An 18375-nucleotide genomic window follows, 5' to 3' on the forward strand; every position below is an offset into this window, starting at 1 on the left:
GTGAGTGCGACACGACCCTCGCCAGGCTGAGCGCAGTCGTCGGAACGCCTGAACAGAATCGTGTTGAAACCCGGAGGTGGACGGAATCGTGTTGAAACCGGAAGGGGGGCGGGGGTGGCATGCTGAGGGGATGGCGATGGGCATCCCTGGTCCGTCCGAGCTCGACGAGGCAGAGAAGCCGTCGTCGGTTGCGGAGCGGCCGTCAGTGCGACTGCGCGAGTCGCTCGAGACGTTGCCGGCATACGTGCCGGGAGCGGCCGGGTCGAGCCCGGGTGTCTACAAGCTGTCCTCGAACGAGGCGCCGTTCCCGCCGCTGCCCGCCGTGCTGACGGCGATCGCGGACGCGGCCGAGGACGTCAACCGGTACCCCCTCATGTACGCGGACCGGCTCGCCGAGGCGATCGCGGCGCACCACGGCCAGCCGGCGGACCGGGTCGTCGTCGGCAACGGGTCGGTCGCCGTCGCCGAGCTGATCATCCGAGCCATGTGCGAACCCGGCGACGAGATCGTCTACGCGTGGCGCTCGTTCGAGGCGTACCCGATCCTGGTGCAGGTCGCCGGCGCCACCTCGGTGCAGGTCCCGAACTCGCCCGACGGCCGCCACGACCTCGAGGCGATGGCGGCAGCGATCACCGACCGCACCCGCATCGTGATCCTGTGCACCCCCAACAACCCGACCGGTGCCGCGATCACGCAGACCGAGCTCCTCGCGTTCCTCGACAAGGTCCCGAGCAACGTCATGGTGCTGCTCGACGAGGCCTACACCCACTTCGTGCGGTCTGCCGATCCGATCGACTCCTTCGCCCTGCTCAGCGACCACAAGAACCTCGTGATCCTGCGTACCTTCGCCAAGGCCTACGGGCTGGCGGGGCTGCGGGTGGGCTACGCCGTCGCCCGCCGCCGGCTGGCGCGCAGCCTGCGGACCGCCTCGACCCCGTTCGGCGTCAACGGGCTCGCCCAGGCCGCCGCGCTCGCTGCGCTCGGGCAGCAGCGGCTCGTCGCGGAGCGCGTCGAGGAGATCGTCGCCGAGCGTGACCGCGTGGTCGCCGCGCTCCGGCAGCAGGGCTGGGAGACCGGCGACCCCCAGGGGAACTTCTTCTGGCTGCCGCTGGGGGACATGGCCGGCTCGTTCGCCACCGACGCGCTCACGGCGGGCGTGACCGTGCGCCCGTTCCAGGGCGACGGCGTGCGGGTCAGCATCGGGGAGACCGAGGCCAACGACATCGTCCTGGAGCTCACCGCACGGTGGGTCGCGCGAGCCGGCAGCGACGCCGGCGACACCATCAGAGTTGGAGGATCCCTACAAGGCTGACGCCACGGCGTCGTTCAGCACAACAACATGGAACCTACGCTTCCGTAGCCTACGCTGGCGTAGGTACGACATCCCGTCACCCTCATCACCCCTCGAAGGAGACCGGAAGTGATCACCACCGACACGAGCGGGGCGACCCCCTACAGCGACACTGTCGGATCACACCATCCCGATACTGGGTCCGGTTCGCCGGACCACACCGTGCAGCTGCTCTCGCCCACCGGCGAACGGATCACGGACGCGGTCTACTCGGCCCGCGCGGACCACCTCGACCGCGCGGCGCTCGAGGGCCTCTACCGGGACATGGCCCTGACCCGCCGCTTCGACACCGAGGCGACCTCGCTGCAGCGGCAGGGCGAGCTCGGGCTGTGGCCGCCGTGCCTGGGGCAGGAGGCGGCTCAGGTCGGCTCCGCCCGGGCGCTGCGGCCTCAGGACTTCGTGTTCCCCTCCTACCGCGAGCACGGCGTCGCGTGGGTCCGGGGCGTCGACATGCGCCAGCTGCTGCTGCTGTACCGCGGTCGTGAGCACGGTGGCTGGGACGCCCGCGCGCACAACTACAACGTGCCGACTCTCGTGATCGGCTCGCACGCCCTGCACGCCGCCGGGTACGGCATGGGCATCCAGCGCGACGGCGACGTCGGTACCGGCGACCGCGATCGTGACCGAGCGGTCGTGGCGTACTTCGGTGACGGCGCCACCTCGCAGGGCGACGTGAGCGAGGGCATGGTGTTCGCCGCTGCCGTCTCGGCCCCCGTGATCTTCTTCTGCCAGAACAACCAGTGGGCGATCTCCGTGCCGGCCGCCAAGCAGAGCCGGATCCCGCTGGTGCACCGGGGTGAGGGCTTCGGCATCCCCTCGGTGCGGGTCGACGGCAACGACGTCATCGCCTGCTACGCGGTGATGGCCGAGGCCCTGGAGCGTGCCCACAGCGGCGGTGGCCCGACCTTCATCGAGGCCGTCACCTACCGGATGGGTGCGCACACGACCTCCGACGACCCGACCCGCTACCGCAGCCGGGCCGAGGAGGAGCACTGGCGGCAGCGTGACCCGCTCGCGCGGCTGCGCACCCACCTCGAGAGCATCGGCACCGGTGAGGACTTCTTCACCGCTCTCGAGGCCGAGGCCGAGCAGCTCGGCGAGGACGCCCGGAGCTACTGCCGCGCCCTCGACAAGCCCGACGCCGAGTCGATGTTCGACCACGTCTACGCGACGCCGCACTCCCAGATCGAGCGCGACCGCGCGTGGTTCCGCGACTACCAGGCCTCCTTCGAGGACGGGGTGGCCCGATGACGACGCAGCCCACGCTCGAACGGGTCGCGATGGCCAAGGCGATCAACCTGGGCCTGCGCCGCGCGATGGAGCGCGACAGCAAGGTCATGCTGATGGGCGAGGACATCGGGCCGCTCGGCGGCGTGTTCCGGGTCACCGACGCGCTGCAGAAGGACTTCGGTGACGCCCGCGTCGTGGACACCCCGCTCGCTGAGTCGGGGATCGTCGGGGCCGCCATCGGGCTCGCGTTCGCCGGTTATCGCCCGGTCTGCGAGATCCAGTTCGACGGCTTCATCTTCCCCGCGTTCGACCAGATCACGACCCAGCTCGCCAAGGTGCACTACCGCAGCGGCGGTCGCGTGGAGATGCCGATCGTCATCCGCGTCCCCTACGGCGGCGGCATCGGGGCCGTCGAGCACCACAGCGAGTCGCCCGAGGCGCTTTTCGCGCACACCGCCGGCCTGCGCGTGGTGACCCCGTCGACGCCCTCGGAAGCCTTCACGATGATCCAGCAGGCGATCGCGAGCCCCGACCCGGTGCTGTTCTTCGAGCCGAAGGCCCGGTACTGGGACAAGGAGGAGATCGACACCCATGCCGACGACGCGGCTCTCGGGCTGATCGAGGGGCCCGACGGCGTCGCGCCCGGTGTGGCGGGTCTGGAGCGTGCGCGTGTGCTCACCTCGGGCACGGATGTGACGGTCGCGGCCTACGGCCCGACCGTCCGGACCGCGCTCACGGCGGCTCGCGTCGCAGGCGAGGAGGGCCGCAGCCTCGAGGTGATCGACCTGCGATCGATCTCGCCGCTGGACATCGACACCGTCGCGACGTCGGTCACCAAGACCGGTCGGCTCGTCGTGGTGCACGAGGCGCCGACGTTCTTCGGAGCCGGCGCCGAGCTCGCGGCGGCCGTGACGGAGCGATGCTTCTACTCGATGCAGGCCCCGGTGCTGCGGGTGGGCGGTTTCCACACGCCGTACCCGGTCGCGAACATCGAGGAGGAGTACCTGCCTAGCCTGGACCGGGTGCTCGACGCCGTCGACGCCACCCTCGGATACTGAGCACCGGAGACCCATGCCTGCCTATCAGTCCTTCAACCTCCCCGACGTGGGGGAGGGTTTGACCGAGGCCGACATCGTCGAGTGGAAGGTGGCGGCCGGTGACACGGTGACCGTCAACCAGACGATCGTCGAGATCGAGACCGCGAAGTCGCTGGTCGAGCTGCCGAGCCCCTACGGAGGGGTGGTGCACGAGCTGCTGGTGGAGTCGGGCGCCACCGTGGACGTCGGCAGCCCGATCATCGTGATCGACACCGACCCCACCGGTCAGCCGGCCGAGCCGGCAGCGCCCGGCGACGATGCCGAGACCAGCGGTGACGTGCTCGTCGGCTACGGCACCAAGGCCGCCAGCCAGACTCGCCGGGCACGGCGACACGCGCCCTCAGCGGCGGCGCCGCAGGCCACCGAGCCTGCGACGCGACCCGCGCCGGAGCCCGTGGCGACACAGCCCGCTCCCGAGCTGGCCCCGCCACGAGCGGAACCAGAACCGGCGAGGCCAGCAGCGCCGTCGACCGCGGTGCTCGCCAAGCCCCCGGTCCGCAAGCTGGCGAAGGACCTCGGTGTCGACCTGTCGCGGTTGAAGGGCACAGGTCCCGGCGGGATCGTCACGCGCGAGGACGTCAACGCCGCGGTGGAGAACGAGCAGCCCCAGCGGCTGGCCGTCTACCCCGGTGACGAACGCCCGTGGCTCGACGGCGGCACGGTCGCCGCCGATGGCCGCACCACCCGGGTGCCGGTGCGCAGCGTGCGCCGCCGCACCGCCGAGGCGATGGTCGCGAGCGCCTTCAGCGCCCCGCACGTCACGGTCATCACCGCGACCGACGTCACCAAGACGATGAAGCTCGTCAAGACGTTGCGCGAGGAGCGGGACTTCGCCGACGTCAAGGTCACGCCCACGCTGATCGCGGCGAAGGCGCTGATCCTGGCGATCCGCCGTCATCCTGAGATCAGTGCCTCGTGGGACGACGAGACGCAGGAGATCGTCTACAAGCACTACATCAACCTCGGGATCGCCGCCGCGACGCCGCGGGGTCTGGTGGTGCCGAACATCAAGGACGCGCACCGGCTCGGCCTGCACGACCTCGCGCTAGCGCTGAGCGAGCTGACCACGGCAGCGCGGGCGGGCAAGACCACGCCGGCCGCGATGACCGGCGGCACCGTGACGATCACCAACATCGGCACCTTCGGGATCGACACCGGTACCCCGATCCTCAACCCGGGGGAGTCGGCGATCCTCGCCGTCGGGGCGATCACCAAGCGGCCCTGGGTGCACAAGGGCAAGGTCAAGCCCCGCTGGGTGACGCGGCTCGCGCTGAGCTTCGACCACCGGCTGGTCGACGGCGAGCTCGGCTCCCGCGTGCTCCAGGACGTCGCCGCGACCATGAACGATCCTGCCCGCGGCCTGGTCTGGGGCTGACACCTGCATCATCGTCCCGGCCGGCCTGGCGGGGAACTTCGCCGACCTGCGGCGCGGCACGCTGCTCGGCCGGGCGCACCCGGTGGGCAGAACTCGTCGCTGATCCGGGTGGCAATCGGTTGTCTCGGTGCTTTCCGTGCGATCAGCGTCGACTTCTGCCCACCCGTGGGCCGCATCCCAGCAGCGTCGGGCGCACCCACACCCGCACCCGCCCCGCACCCGCAGCCCGACCTGGGGCCGACGCCTCCACCTCGCCTCCCACCTCTGCGTACGGCACGCCGCGGTGCGGGCAGAACTCGTCGCTGATCAGGGTGGCAACCGGTTGTCTCGGCGCTCTCCCTGCGATCAGCGTCGACTTCTGCCCACCCCGGCGCCGCACCCCGGCAGGGTCAGGGGAACGGGTCCGCGTAGCCGAGGTAGACGTGCAGCTCGTCCTCGCGCACGTTCGAGGAGAGGTGCGCGACGCGGGGGTCGAGCCAGGTGCCCGGTAGCCGTTGCGCCTCGTCGAGGCCCATCGCCGCAGCCAGCTCTGCGGGCGACTGCCCGTCGACCGTGTGGAGCCGCAGCTCCCACCAGCAGTCACCCGAGCCGCACCGCTTCTCCTGGCTGATCACCTCCGCGCCCGCGGGTACGTCGGGCAGCGACGAGGCGGCGGGGACGGCGCCCTCGTCGACCACGCCCTGCACGATCCCGGTGCCGAGCACGACACCCGCGACAGCTGCCGGGGCAGCGACGAGCGCCAGTACCCCCCAGCGGCACCGCGAGCACGAGGAGGGCGCGCTGAACGCCCGTCCGCCGCTGCGACCGCATGGTCATGAGGATCCTCGGGACGCCGGGTGCGCTGCTACCAGTTCTGGCCGGAGCCGTCGCCGCCGCCGGAGGCTTGCTCCTCGGCGTCGGCGGACTGCTGGGCCTCCTCGTTGCGGGACTCGAGCTCCTCCTGCTGCGGGTCGGTCGACTCGGTCGGGGTCTCGCTCTCGCCGCCCTCGCCCGAGGACTCCCCATCCGTGGGGGTCTCGCCACCGGAGCTCTCGCCGTCGGTCGGGGTCTCACCACCGGAGCTCTCGCCGTCGGTGGGTGTCTCGGACTCGCCGTCGGTGGGGCCGTCGGTCGGGTCCTCGCCCTCGCCCTCCTGCTCCTGCTGCTCCTGCTGCTCCTCGGCCTGCTCCTGGCTCTCCTGCTGGCGCTCTTCGGCCTCCTGGGCCTCCTCGCCGCCGTTGCCGCCGCTCTCACCGCAGCTGGCCAGCATCTCCTGGGCCTCGGCATAGCGCGCGGCACCCATGGCGGGATCGCCCTCGGCCATCGCCTCGTCGCCCAGCCCTTCGAGCGCGAGCGAGTAGTTGGTCCGCACCGAGCACTCGTCCTCGCCCGGCGGCTCGCCCTGCGGAGCCTTCGGCACCAGGTCGAGCGCGACGTCCAGCTGCTGCGTCGCCCGGAAGAACTGGCCGCTCGCGTAGATCGCCGTGCCCTGGTTGAAGTGCGCCTTCCACGGCTCGATGACGTTGAAGAACTCCAACGACGCGAAGCGGTCGGCGGCCGTGTTGTGGTTCGCGTTCTCGTAGGCCGAGCTGCCGGCCATGTTCAGAGCGACGGCAGAGAGCAGCTTGACCGCCGCGATGAACGCGATCAGCATCAGCGGCAGCGACCACAGCAGCAGTCGCCTGCGCTTGGTCCGCAGCTCTTCCGCGTACCTGGCGTCGCGGATCTCTTCGGTGGTTCTGAACTCGCCTGGAGGTGGCAGGACGTCGAGAGACATACCTACGTTCCCTTTCCGCTCATGGCCATGGCACGTTGCCGGTCACGGCGCTGCGGCTCGCCCTCGCGCTTGCGCTTGGGCACCTCGCGCGAGAGGTCCCAGGCCTCCCACGCGAGCAGCAACCCGAGCAGCACGGCTGCGGGCCAGTACACATCGGTAAATGTCGTCAGGTCCCGCCGACCGTCGTCGGCGATCGCCTCGAGGTTGATGTCGGAGACCAACGGGGTGATGTCGTCCGGGGTGATCCGGTGCGAGTACTGCACACCGAGCTGGTCGGCCAGCGTGCGCAGCGCGGTCTCGTCGATGCGGGAGATCGCGTCCGCCCCGCTGTCGTCGGTGATGTAGGGGGCGTCGGTGCCGTAGCCGGTGCTGGACGTGCCGTCGTAGCTGCGCATCCGGGCGCCCTCGGCGGTGCCGTACCCCAGCACCGCGCCGCCGTCGACCAACGGGGCGAGGTCGGCGTACGAGGCGAACCCGTCACCGGCGTCGGAGCTCGACCCGTTCGTGTTCTCGCCGTCGGACAGGAAGAACACGAGCCGCACGTTGGAGGGGTTGCGCTCCTCGGCAGCCTCCAACGTGGTCCGCAGCTGCTCCAGCGGGCGGTCGATCGAGGAACCGGCCGAGTACGCGGTGATCTCCTGGCGCACGGTCTCGGCCCAGGAGCGGACCGCGCGCGAGTCGGTCGTCAGCGGCAGCTGCCGGGTGGACTGGGAGTCGAACGCGATGATCGCGTACCGCGAGCCAGGCAACGCCTGCGTGAGCGCGACCATGTCCTGGGTGACGCCCGCCAGCCGCGGCTGGTCGCCGTCGTAGTCCTCGGCGGCCATCGAACCGGTCCGGTCGACGACGAAGTACAGCTCGGCGTTGGAGACCAGCCCGTCGTTCTCCGTGCTCGGGATCGCCGGGCACAACCCGATGACGGCGACGCACGCGACCATCGCGGTCCTGCGCACCCAGTCCAGCCGGCGGTGCCCGGTCGAGACCCGCAGCCGCCACACGCACAGCGCGAGCATCGGCACGAACACCGCGATCATCGCCCACAGGGGCCAGAGCATCCGGAGCGTCATGCGAGCTCCCCGCAGACGCGTCCGGAGGAGCGGAGCCGGGGAGGAGCAGTCTGAGGGGTGCTCATGTCCTGAGCCTCCAGACCGCCAGCACGTACACAGCCAGCGCCACCACCAACCAGGCGAAGTAGCGCTCGGGTCTGTCGGTGATCACCACGTCGGAGTCGGCGTCGAGGTCGACCGCCTGCTGGGCCGCGATCTGGTCGACGACCTGGGAGACGAGGTTCGGGTCGGAGGCCTCGAAGAACAGCCCGTCATGGGCCTGGACGACGTCGCGGTACTCCTTCTCCTCGGCGGCGGACGACGCCGTCGACTCGCCCGCGTAGATACCGAACAGGGAGATCTGACGCTCGGCGATGAGATCGCCTGCCTCGGCCAGCGTGTACACGGGGTTGCCGAGCAGCTGGTTGTCGGTCGCGAGGATGATCGAGCGCGAGCGCTCGGTCTCCTGCTCGTCGAACATCAGACCGCAGGTGGCGAGCCCGTCGCCCACGAGCGAGGACTCGTTGTCACCCATGCCGGTGGTGCCGGTGAGGTAGTCGATCAGGCGGTCGTAGTGACCGGGGTCGAACGACCAGTCGCTGAGGGAGTCGACGTCGAAGTCGAGCACCTCGGCGGCGTAGCGGAGCTCCTCCTCGACGAGCTGGTAGTCGTCGGTCAGCGGGAACACGGTGCGCGAGGTCGAGTTCCAGATCGACAGCGCGATCCGCTCGCCCTGGAAGGAGGGCAGCAGCTCCAGGAACCGCTCCACGACCTCGGTGTCGAACTCGAGCATCGACCCGGAGACGTCGAGGCACAGCACGATGTCGCGGGTGGCGAGCTCCTCGGAGCGGACCTGCCGGTCGACCGGCCGGGAGACGAGGAACCCGGCGGCGACCGTAGTGCCGAGCAGCACCACCGCCACGACGCTCAGCAGCAGCTTGTAGCGCGACAGCCGGCTCCGGAACGAGGGCAGCGTCGGCAGGTAGCCCGCGTTCGCCACCCAGGTGACGTTGCGGCGCTCGCTCTTGGGCTTGCGCGCGAACCAGCCGAGGATGCCCATCGCGACGACGACGCCGATGACGACCCACAGCGCCCAGCCGTGCATGTAGTGGTTCACCACTGCTCGACCACCGCCCGCGCGTCGGAGGTCGCGGCGAGCGCCTCGGCGTCGGAGTCGATCGCGAAGGCAGGCTCCTCGTACTCGGTGAGCAGCGCCGTCAGCCGGTCGGTGCCCGCGATCGTGGCGATCTCGGCGACGGTGAGCGAGCTGGTGTCCATCCGGAGCCGGCCGTTGGCGAACTCGCGCATGATGTGGTTGAGGTCGAGGTGCAGCGTGCGCAGGTCGGTCTCGCCCTCGCGGTAGCGGTCCTCGGCCCTGGCGATGTCGGCCAGGGTGCGCTGGCGGAGCCCGGAGAACCGGTCGCCGCGGCTGCCCTTGGCGTCGTAGGGGCGCTCCCGCGTGTACCAGAGCACCCACCAGAGCCAGGCGCCGATCAGCACGAGCAGCGCGCCGCCGACGATCGGGACCCACGTGGAGTACGCGGCGGGCGCGACCGGGTCGTGGACCTCCACGGCCCACACCGGTGCGAGGGTGAGGTCAGCCGCGAACACGCTTCTGCCTCCTCAGGATGTCGATCAGGGCGTCGATCAGCTGGTCCTCGCTGGTGGCCGTGACGGACTCCACCCCTCGACGGCGCAGCAGCGCCGCAGCGTCCAGACGGCGGCGCGTGGCGTACTCCTCGGCCTCGCTGACCAGGTCCTTGCGCGAACGGAGGAACTCCGGGATGTCCAGCGGGGTGTCGACGTCGTCGATCACCTCGTTCGGGTCGTCGGTGGGCAGCCGGTCGGCGATCTGGACCACCATCACCTCGTGGCGGGTGCGCAGCCGCTTGAGCGCCAGCTCGTGCTCGGGCTCGGGGCGCGCCTCGTCGGTGATGATGACCACCAGTGACTTGCGCGTGAACCACGTGAGCACCCGGTCGAGCACGCGGTTGAGGTTGCTCGGCGGGCTCTCGAGGTCGAACATCGCGTCGATCCGGCGCAGCAGCATCTCCATGTGGGAGCCGCCGCCGCGGGCAGGGATCTGGACGGTGCGCTCGTCGTCACCGGCGACCAGGGCCACGGTGTCACCCCGGTTGCGGGCGAGGTAGCAGATGACCTCCGCGGCGAACACCGCGAGGTCGGCCTTCCTGCTGCCGTCCGGTGCCGTGGCGGCCATGTTGCGGCCGGTGTCGATCGCCAGCACCATCGCGAGGTTGGAGTCGCGCACGAACCGCCGGATCACCGGCTGCCCGGTCGAGGCGGTGGCCTTCCAGTCGATGTCGGAGACGTCGTCGCCGAACTGGTAGAGCGCCATCTCGTCGAAGTCCTGGCCGTGGCCGGAGTAGATCGAGCGGTGCCGGCCCTCGAGCAGCCCGGAGGCACGGCGCACCGTCGGCAGGTCCAGGCGTGCCCGGACCTTGGCCAGTCGTGAGGTCGACGACGCAGGACCCATGGTTGCTCTCGTCCTCTCGTGTCCGGCGGCCGGCGGGGTACCGCTCAGGGGCTCGGCACGGCCGCGAACACGGCGTCGACGAGCGCTTCCGGTGCGACGTTGTTGGCGAGCGCGTCGTAGGTACGCACGATGCGGTGACGCAGCACCGAGTGGCGCAGCGCCTTGACGTCGTCGGGCACCACGTACGAGCGGCCCGCCTGCACGGCGAGGGCCTGGGCGATCCGCATCAGCGCGATGCCACCACGCGGTGACGCACCGACCCGGACGTGCTGGGACAGGTTCGGCAGCGGCCGCGGCCCGCCGCCGCGGGAGGTGTTGATGATCGCGACGATGTACTGCTTGATCGAGGTGTCCACGTAGACCTTCTGCACGAGCTGCTGCAGGAACTCCACGTCGACGAGCGAGATCGGCTGGACCGTGAGCGGCGCGGTCATCGAGCCGTTGTTGATGCGCTCGAGGATGTCCACCTCCTCGTCCGGGGCGGGGTAGGTGAGCACCTCCTTCATGAGGAACCGGTCCATCTGGGCCTCGGGCAGCACGTAGGTGCCCTCCTCCTCGATGGGGTTCTGGGTGGCGAGCACCATGAACGGCTTGGGCAGCGGGAACATCTCGCCGCCGATGGAGGTCTGCTTCTCCTGCATCGCCTCGAGCATCGCCGACTGCGTCTTCGCGCTCGAGCGGTTGATCTCGTCCAGGAGCACGAGGTTGGCGTGCACCGGGCCGAGCTGGGTCGAGAACTCCCCGGTGGCCTGGTTGTAGATCTGCGTGCCCACGATGTCGTTGGGCATGAGGTCCGGCGTGCACTGGATGCGGTGGAACGAGCCACCCACCGAGGAAGCGAGAGTCTGCGCCGCCGTGGTCTTGGCCAACCCGGGCACCGACTCCAGCAGCACGTGACCGCCCGCGAGCAGGGAGCTGACGAGCGCGGTGCGCAGGCCCTGCTGGCCGACGATCCGCTGGTCGAAGACCCGCGCGATCTGCGCGAGCAACTCGGTGGCGCGCCGGGAGTCGTCGTAGGAGATCGGCGAGGTCTGCGGTGCCAGGCTCGATGAGGTGGTGGACATGGTCTCCGACTGATGGTCGCGGTGGTGTGCGGGCGTTTCCTCTGGCGGCCGACGGAGCGCCGACATCCGGCCAGTCTCGAGTTCGCGGGACCCGGCGATTATGCCCCACCAGCCTTGGCGCTCCCTGAGAGGGCTCGGGGCAGAACTTCCCTCAGGCGCCCGCGAGCGTCGAGCCCATGGGGCGATCGTCGTCGAACCCGGGCAGCACCAGGAAGCTGCCGCTCGCGGTCGGGGTGACGTAGTCCATCAGGTCGTCCACCTCGTCCAGGCGGTGCTGGGTGCGGACATAGGTGGACTGCTCGCGCTGGTAGCAGAGGAACAGCAGGCCGGCGTCGTGGACCTCGAGCCCGCTCTCGTCCACGCGACGGCCGTCGTCGAAGGCGTAACCCCTCCGGAGCATCAGGTGGCTGCCGGTGAAGCTGGGGTGCGCGGCGCGCGCGTGCGAATGTGCGGGCACGAGGAGCTCGCCCTCGGGTGTCTTGGCCAGCAGGTTCACCTCGTCGGTCGGTCCGCCGCCGGACAGCGGGGCGCCGTCGGTGCGCCGCCGGCCGATCACGCGCTCCTGCCCTTCGTGCGGGAGGGTGTGGAAGGCGCTGGTGTCGAGCCGCAGCCGCCGCACCACGAGGTTGGTTCCGTTCGCTGCTGGCCCGCTCGGGATCCAGACGTTCTCGTCCAGTTCCTCGGGTCTGCGCGGCACGATGACACCGTCGTGGAACCCCAGCGGGTTGCGCGTGATCGTGCCCTGGCCGCGCGCGCGGAACCCTCGCTGTGTCCAGCGCAGCCGTGTCGAGGGCAGCGCCCCGGTGACGTGCTGGAGCGCGGTGGCCGCGTCGTTGGCGTCGCTGCTGCAGGCGATGACGAGGACGTCGCCGTCACGCCGCTCGGCCGGGATGGCCTCGTCGCCCTGGAAGAGGGGGAGCGCGGTCGCCCCCGGGAGCGTGTCGTCGAGAGCAGCCACGAGCCTGGGTCCGACGGCGATCGTGACCGTGAGGTCACCCGGCCCGTCGAGCAGGCCCGCCTCAGCGCAGGTCTCGGGCGAGGTCGCCGTGCGCACGGCGCGGCCGGCGGCCGCGCCGATCTCACCGATCGACGACGCGCCGGGGCTCGTGTGCTCGAGGACGGCGAGCGCACAGAAGGTCTGTGGCGTGGCCGGGCGCGCGATGCCGGCCTGGTGCGCGCCGAAAACGGGGACGGCGACCGGGGCGTCCGTGCCGCCGTCGGCCCTCGCGGGTTCCTCTCGCCCGCCGCCGCCGGCCGCGAAGCCCAGCGCCAGCCCTGCAAGACCTGACCCGGCGCCGCCGAGCACGGCACGGCGCGGCAGTGCGCTCCGTGCGGCTGCGGGCTTCTTCTTGCCGGTCATGACGCAGCCAGCACGTCGGCGAGCTCGCCGAGCTGATCGGCCATGCCGCTCCCCGTTCCCGTTCCCAGGTCGACGACGGTCCAGTCCCCACCCGCCCCGAGCCGCAATTCTACGCGGTGGGCCACGCCGGTGTCGTCGACCCAGTACCGGAGGGTGGCCGCACTGCCGTCGTCGGGCAGGCCGGACTCGGGGTCGTAGACGACGTCGGCCGTCGGTCCGGCGATCACGCTCACGGCCACGGAATCGGAGTCGGAGTCGGAGTCGGAGTCGATGGTCACCTCGTCGTCGCGGAGCCAGCGGGCGTCGGTCTGCTGCAGCAGCAGCGCGTTGTCGGGCCGGTCGGCGCCGAGCTCCAGCAGGATCGCCAGTGTGGCGTGGAGCCGGGACTGCTCCACGGAGAGCGCGGAGGTGGTCCAGGACTCGTCGACCGGCGGCGCGGGCAGCGGGGCGGGCTCGCCGCCCGCCCAGGGGGTGGTGCTCACCGTCGTGGAGCTCCAGCCCAGCAGCAGGGTCTCGCTGCCCGCGGGGTCGCTCACCAGCCCGTAACCGAGCCCGGCGGCGAAGTCGACGCTCGCCTCGACCACATACGTGAGGCCGCTGTCGGTGACCTCGAACGAGACCGGTCGGGTCCCGGCGTCGAAGTTCCGGAAGCGCACCAGGGCGAGGTGCTGCGCCTCCTCGCTCGTGAGCGGCCGCGCCGGCTCGGGCTCGTTGTCGGGTTCGCTCGTGCACGCCGCCAGCGCCACGAAGGTGAGGAGGGCGAGCAGTGCGGCGACGGCACTGCGTGTCATGAGGCCCCCGAGCGGTCGGCGAGAAGCTCGGCGTCGGGCACGACCGCTCCAGCGGCCTCCGGCATCGTCACGGTCTCGGGCAGTGGCCCTGACGGAGAGGTCTCGGGGTCGGGCATCTCGGGCTGCGAGGGCGGCATCGGGACGTCGAGGAAGCTGATGCCGGGCGGCACCTCGGGAGTGGGCCAGTCAGTGGTGTCGACGCCGCCGCCCTCGTTGCCGCTGGGGCAGACCGCCTCAGCCAGGGAGCTGGGTGAGACCGTGGCCGGCGCGGGTTCGAAGCAGTTCTCGGCAGAGGGTGTCCGGTCCGCCGACGCGTCCCCGAGGTCGAGGCCGTTGTCACCGAGAACATTGCCGGTGAACGTGTTGCCGGAGGCGGCGATGTCCTCGGTGTTGCCGAGCTGGATGCCCGTGAGCGGGTTTCCCTCGATCCGGTTGGCGACCACGGTGTTGTCCTGGCCGCCGACCAGCGAGAGGCCGACGCCGAAGCCGCCCAACGCGTGCGCGGGAGAGTCCGCGCTGGTGTTGTCGGAGATCAGGTTGCCCATCACGAGGTTGCCGCGCTGCGGCGTGAACGCCTCCTGGTAGTTCGAGATGAGGGTCATCCCGATGCGGTTGTGGGAGAAGCGGTTGCCCGCGATTACCACCGAGTCGGAGGCGTTGGCGTTCTCGAAGCCGATCGCGTTCCGCTCGGCGACGTTGCCGGTGACCAGGATGTCGCACTGCTCGCACTGCCCGACGTAGAAGCCCGAGTCGGCGGACCCGGAGGCGTAGGAGTCGGCGATGACGCCGTGCTGGGCGTTGAACGCATAGATGCCGTAGAGGCCGTTGTTGGCCGCGGTCACGTGATCGATCGAGAACCGCTGCACCGGGGGGAACGCCTCCGGGTCCAGGGTCGTGTAGCCGGGACCGCCGTGGGCGATGGGGCCGTTCTCGTCGTGCATGCCGGTGACGAGGACCCCGTAGAACAGCGTCGAGGTCACGGTGAGGTTCTCGATCCGTACCCCGTCGGCGGAGGCGAACACGCCGAAGGTGCGGACCCCGCCGCCGTCGATGATCACGCCGTTGCGGTCCTCGCCCCGCAGCGTGAGGTCCGGTACGTCGACCGTCACCTCTTCCGGGTAGGTGCCGGCGGCGATCAGCACCATGTCACCGGGGTCGGCGAGGTCGATCGCCTCGCCGATCGTGGCCGCATCGTCCGGGACGCGGATGACGTCGCTCGCGCCGGTATCGCCCCCACCCGGCGCGGGATCGGTTCCGGCGCCGCACGCGGCGACGACGAGCGCCCCGGCCAGGACGGCGATCGTCCCGGCCGCTCGTCGCGCGCGTCTCTGTGGCATGAGCGAAGTGTACGAAGTCTCCTCTCACGGTCCCGTCCGCCCAGACGGCGGAAAAACACCGATCGCCGGGCCATATTTGGTTCCCCGATCACCCTGATTTCATTCTCGGATCACCCTCCGGCGATTAGCCCGTGGATATCGCTGTCCCGGATGCTGAGCGGCGGTGCTGTGTGCACCGCATGCGCCGTGTCTGCGCGTGGTCGGGGAACGGGAAGAGGAACAACAGCGTGGCGAAGCGAAGCGATGCTATGAGGCGCCGGATCCGGGCGCTGTCACGGGCGGCAGCCGCGGCGGGAGTGCTGAGTCTGGTCGGCACGGCCGCCGTCGTCGCCGGTGCCGCTCCAGCGGTGGCCGCCGAGGGCGACCAGATCACGGGATCGATCTGGCAGGACAACGACGCCAACGGCAGCTTCGACAGCTACGAAGCCGGCCTGGCCGGCATCGAGGTGTACGCCTACGACTCCGACGGGAACGTCGCCGGCCCTGCGCTCACCGGCGCTGACGGCAGCTACGTGCTCGCCGTGACGAGCGACGCCGCTCGCTGGCGCGTGGAGGCGAACGTCCCCGACACCGCGCAGTGGGAGGAGTGGCGCGACTCCGTCGTGGGCCGCGCGGGTGATCCCTCCAACGGCACCACGGTGCAGTTCGTCGACGTGGTCGACGGCGCGGGCGCGACCGGGGTGGACTTCTCCTTCCAGGTCCCGAGCACCTTCGTGGAGAACAACCCCAACGTCTACCTGCCGGCGTACCGCTACGGAGCGAGCGACGGCGACCAGGGCGGGCTGTTCGCCGGAGTGGCACACCTGTACGAGGCCGTCAGCCCGGACACCAACTCCACGGTGCCGACGACCATGCAGGTCCCGTTCGCCCAGGTTGGAGCGACATACGGCACGGCCTGGCAGCAGGCGGAGGAACCGGGCGGGGTCGGCACGGTGTTTGCGTCGGCCTACGTCCGACGGCACTCCGGTCTCGGCCCGGACGGCATCGGTGCCATCTACCGCGTGGTTCCCGACTCCGGTCAGCTCACGTCGCCGACGGCCAGCGCCGACCTGTTGGTGGATCTGACCGACTGGGGCATCGACCTGGGCAGCGACTCCGACCCCGGCGCGCTGCCGGGCGACCCCAACGGGCTGCGCCCCGCAACCACCGCCGAGAACCCGAGCTACGACTGGATCCGGGACGCGCAGGCCTGGGACACCGTCGGACGCACCGGGCTCGGCGCCATGGAGATCTCCAACGACCAGCAGTCGCTGTTCGCGGTCAACCTCTACAACCGGTCACTGATCGAGATCGAGATCAGTCGTGACGGCACGACCGTCCTGGACGTCGTCGAGCACGAGCTCGACGCCTACTTCCCGGACGGCTCGGACCTCCGCCCTCACGGCGTCTCCGCGAACCCCCTGACGAACGAGATGTACCTCACCGTCACCAACACCGCTGAGTCGACCGGTGATCGCGCCGATCTGCACGCGTACGTGTACGCGTTCGACCCGGCCGACCCGACAGATCTGCGCGAGGTCCTCGAGTTCCCCCTCGACTACACCCGCGGGTTCTTCGGTGGGGGCGCCCACAACGCCGACTACCAGCCGTGGAGCACCGACACCGCGGACTGGATGCAGTTCAGCCTCGCGTACAACGCCACGACCGACATCATGACGACGTCGGTCCCGATCGTGGCGGACGCCCGCTTCCTTCACGGTGACCTGGTGATCGGCATCCGCGACCTCGGTGGGGACCTGTTCGGGTCCTACACCAACAGGACGCCGGACGACGACAAGCTCGTCATCGGACGGGCCATCGGAGGCGAGCTGCTCATGGCTGGTCCTGACGGCGACGGCACGTGGACGATCGAGCAAGACGGCCTCGTCAACGGCGTCCCCGGCGCGGGGGCCGGTACTGGTTCGATGCTCAACGGGCCCTTCGGTGACGACAAGTTCTTCGACGACACCTGGGTGAACGGTGCAGAGCACCTCGGCGCGACCCTGGTCGTGCCGAGCCGCGAGGACGGCATCATGGAGACCGGCATCCACGTCGCCGAAGGCTCCTTCCAGGTCGGTACTCGGCGCTTCTACCAGGACACCGGTGCGGTCGTCGAGCCGCGCGGGGCAGCCGTCATCACGGGTACCAACGTCCTGGGTGCGACGACCAAGGGCAACGGTCTGGGTGAGCTGACCGCGCTGGCCTCGGCTGCGCCGATCGAGATCGGTAACTATGTCTGGTACGACGTCGATTACGACGGTGTGCAGGATCCGGATGAGGCCCCTGTTGAGGGTGCGACGGTCAACCTCTATGAGGTGGATGGTGAGGGGAACCGGACGCTGGTCAGCTCGACGACCACGAGTGCGTTGGGTGAGTACTACTTCTCCTCGAACCCGGCTCTGAATGAGAACGGGTACGCGCTGCGGACCAACACCGACTATGTGGTGGGTGTCGACAACCCGGCCGACTACGCAGCCGGCGGGCCGCTGGAGGACTGGTATCCGACGGTTCCGGACACCGGTGATGCGGCTTCGGTTGATGCTGACCGGAATGACTCCGATGGTCTGGTGGAGGAGTCCGAGGCGGGTTCGTTCCCGTATGCCGCGATCACGACCGGTGGTCCGGGGGAGAACGATCACACGATCGACTTCGGGTATGCCCAGATCGACTACGAGTTCGACAAGCGGACGGTTTCCGGTCCGACGGAGAGCCCGGATGATGACGGCACGTGGGTGCTGGAGTACGAGCTGGTGGCTGAGAACACCGGCATGATCGATGGTGCTTATGGGCTCACCGATGACCTGACTGGTTATGGGGAGGGCATCGAGGTGGTCGACACCGAGGTGGTCTCCGGGCCTGAGGGTGCTGCGCTGAACCCGGACTGGGATGGTGTGGAGGACCTGCGGGTCATCACTGCCGAGCAGCCGATCGATGCGCAGTCCACGATCGAGAACGGTTCTGAGCACGTGTACCTGATCCGGGTGACGGTCGCGTTGACGACCGACCCTGCGACTGGTGAGGCGCTCGTGGAGCCGGAGCAGCTGGAGTGCACCCCGGATCAGGCTCCTGGTGATGTGACCACGGGGCTGTTCAACGTGGCCACGCTCGATCCGAGCAACCACGAGGACATCGTGGACACCGAGTGCGGTGACCTGCCGCTGGTGACCCTGGACAAGACCGTCACGGTCGAGCCCCACGTGGTGGACCCGGTCACCAACCCGGGCGAGTACGAGATCACCTACGGGCTCGCGGTCACCAACGAGAGCACGACGGCGACCGACTACGACCTCGAGGACCGGCTGCGGTTCGGCGAGGGCATCACGATCGTCGAGGGTTCGGTCGTGGCGACCAACGTCACCCCGGGCGGTGTCGAGACCAACGCGGCCTACGACGGCACGACCGACAGCTCGATCGTGACCGACGTCCCGATCGCGGGCGGCCAGGTCGACACCTACACGGTCACACTGCGTTACACCGTGGAGCTGCCGGAGGCGG

The 18375-nt window shown here is 70.1% G+C and carries 15 protein-coding genes; 5 read left to right on the forward strand and 10 right to left on the reverse strand.

Annotated features, from left to right (window positions below):
- Positions 1–130: 130 nt before the first annotated feature.
- From hisC to GPA04_RS19880, 4 genes are all read left to right on the forward strand, one after another.
- Positions 131–1312, forward strand: a complete 1182-nt coding sequence (gene hisC / locus GPA04_RS19865; RefSeq protein ID WP_366465030.1) for a histidinol-phosphate transaminase — start codon at positions 131–133, stop codon at positions 1310–1312.
- Between the two features lie 108 nt (positions 1313–1420).
- Entirely contained in the window at positions 1421–2602 is a 1182-nt protein-coding gene (pdhA, locus tag GPA04_RS19870; RefSeq protein ID WP_194238974.1) for a pyruvate dehydrogenase (acetyl-transferring) E1 component subunit alpha, read from the forward strand.
- Positions 2599–3639 (forward strand): alpha-ketoacid dehydrogenase subunit beta, encoded by a 1041-nt coding sequence (locus GPA04_RS19875; RefSeq protein WP_156225949.1) that lies wholly within the window; start codon positions 2599–2601, stop codon positions 3637–3639. Before pdhA ends, GPA04_RS19875 begins: the two co-directional genes overlap by 4 nt.
- Before the next feature lie 13 nt (positions 3640–3652).
- Positions 3653–5053 (forward strand): dihydrolipoamide acetyltransferase family protein, encoded by a 1401-nt coding sequence (locus GPA04_RS19880; RefSeq protein WP_156225950.1) that lies wholly within the window; start codon positions 3653–3655, stop codon positions 5051–5053.
- 389 nt (positions 5054–5442) lie between these two features.
- Here GPA04_RS19880 and GPA04_RS19885 read toward each other — a convergent pair whose 3' ends face one another.
- The 10 genes from GPA04_RS19885 to GPA04_RS19930 form a co-directional block, all read right to left on the reverse strand.
- Positions 5443–5757 (reverse strand): hypothetical protein, encoded by a 315-nt coding sequence (locus GPA04_RS19885; RefSeq protein ID WP_156225951.1) that lies wholly within the window; start codon positions 5755–5757, stop codon positions 5443–5445.
- A gap of 140 nt (positions 5758–5897) precedes the next feature.
- Positions 5898–6809, reverse strand: coding sequence for a hypothetical protein (locus tag GPA04_RS19890; RefSeq protein WP_156225952.1), 912 nt, complete (start codon positions 6807–6809; stop codon positions 5898–5900).
- 2 nt (positions 6810–6811) lie between these two features.
- The gene (locus GPA04_RS19895; RefSeq protein WP_156225953.1) at positions 6812–7876 is read right to left on the reverse strand and encodes a vWA domain-containing protein; all 1065 of its coding nucleotides are present in this window, start codon (positions 7874–7876) and stop codon (positions 6812–6814) included.
- Between the two features lie 61 nt (positions 7877–7937).
- Positions 7938–8975: a vWA domain-containing protein gene (locus GPA04_RS19900; RefSeq protein WP_156225954.1), complete on the reverse strand. Its 1038-nt coding sequence runs from the start codon at positions 8973–8975 to the stop codon at positions 7938–7940.
- Complete coding sequence (locus GPA04_RS19905; protein ID WP_156225955.1) at positions 8969–9466, reverse strand: DUF4381 family protein; 498 nt, start codon at positions 9464–9466, stop codon at positions 8969–8971. Before GPA04_RS19905 ends, GPA04_RS19900 begins: the two co-directional genes overlap by 7 nt.
- A complete protein-coding gene (locus tag GPA04_RS19910) occupies positions 9453–10349 on the reverse strand; it encodes a DUF58 domain-containing protein (RefSeq protein ID WP_156225956.1) in 897 nt (298 codons plus the stop codon). The genes GPA04_RS19905 and GPA04_RS19910 overlap by 14 nt, the downstream gene beginning before the upstream one ends.
- Before the next feature lie 44 nt (positions 10350–10393).
- Positions 10394–11413, reverse strand: a complete 1020-nt coding sequence (locus GPA04_RS19915) for an AAA family ATPase (protein ID WP_206674296.1) — start codon at positions 11411–11413, stop codon at positions 10394–10396.
- A 151-nt stretch (positions 11414–11564) separates the two neighbouring features.
- Positions 11565–12773, reverse strand: a complete 1209-nt coding sequence (locus GPA04_RS19920) for a Dyp-type peroxidase (protein WP_156225958.1) — start codon at positions 12771–12773, stop codon at positions 11565–11567.
- Positions 12770–13564, reverse strand: a complete 795-nt coding sequence (locus GPA04_RS19925; RefSeq protein WP_156225959.1) for a hypothetical protein — start codon at positions 13562–13564, stop codon at positions 12770–12772. The genes GPA04_RS19920 and GPA04_RS19925 overlap by 4 nt, the downstream gene beginning before the upstream one ends.
- Positions 13561–14901: a right-handed parallel beta-helix repeat-containing protein gene (locus GPA04_RS19930; protein ID WP_156225960.1), complete on the reverse strand. Its 1341-nt coding sequence runs from the start codon at positions 14899–14901 to the stop codon at positions 13561–13563. The genes GPA04_RS19925 and GPA04_RS19930 overlap by 4 nt, the downstream gene beginning before the upstream one ends.
- Before the next feature lie 248 nt (positions 14902–15149).
- Here GPA04_RS19930 and GPA04_RS19935 point away from each other — a divergent pair.
- On the forward strand, positions 15150–18375 hold a 3226-nt coding region (locus GPA04_RS19935), incomplete at its 3' end, for an SdrD B-like domain-containing protein (RefSeq protein WP_277754331.1).

This window comes from Pseudactinotalea suaedae, from assembly GCF_009733815.1.
Lineage (GTDB): Bacteria > Actinomycetota > Actinomycetes > Actinomycetales > Beutenbergiaceae > Pseudactinotalea > Pseudactinotalea suaedae.

Excerpts from the sequence above, each read along its gene's own strand:
- hisC (WP_366465030.1), top strand. The coding sequence starts at position 131 with ATGGCGATGGGCATCCCTGGTCCGTCCGAGCTCGACGAGGCAGAGAAG.
- GPA04_RS19875 (WP_156225949.1), top strand. The coding sequence starts at position 2,599 with ATGACGACGCAGCCCACGCTCGAACGGGTCGCGATGGCCAAGGCGATC.
- GPA04_RS19880 (WP_156225950.1), top strand. The coding sequence starts at position 3,653 with ATGCCTGCCTATCAGTCCTTCAACCTCCCCGACGTGGGGGAGGGTTTG.
- GPA04_RS19890 (WP_156225952.1), bottom strand. The coding sequence starts at position 6,809 with ATGTCTCTCGACGTCCTGCCACCTCCAGGCGAGTTCAGAACCACCGAA.
- GPA04_RS19895 (WP_156225953.1), bottom strand. The coding sequence starts at position 7,876 with ATGACGCTCCGGATGCTCTGGCCCCTGTGGGCGATGATCGCGGTGTTC.
- GPA04_RS19910 (WP_156225956.1), bottom strand. The coding sequence starts at position 10,349 with ATGGGTCCTGCGTCGTCGACCTCACGACTGGCCAAGGTCCGGGCACGC.
- GPA04_RS19915 (WP_206674296.1), bottom strand. The coding sequence starts at position 11,413 with ATGTCCACCACCTCATCGAGCCTGGCACCGCAGACCTCGCCGATCTCC.
- GPA04_RS19920 (WP_156225958.1), bottom strand. The coding sequence starts at position 12,773 with ATGACCGGCAAGAAGAAGCCCGCAGCCGCACGGAGCGCACTGCCGCGC.
- GPA04_RS19925 (WP_156225959.1), bottom strand. The coding sequence starts at position 13,564 with ATGACACGCAGTGCCGTCGCCGCACTGCTCGCCCTCCTCACCTTCGTG.
- GPA04_RS19930 (WP_156225960.1), bottom strand. The coding sequence starts at position 14,901 with ATGCCACAGAGACGCGCGCGACGAGCGGCCGGGACGATCGCCGTCCTG.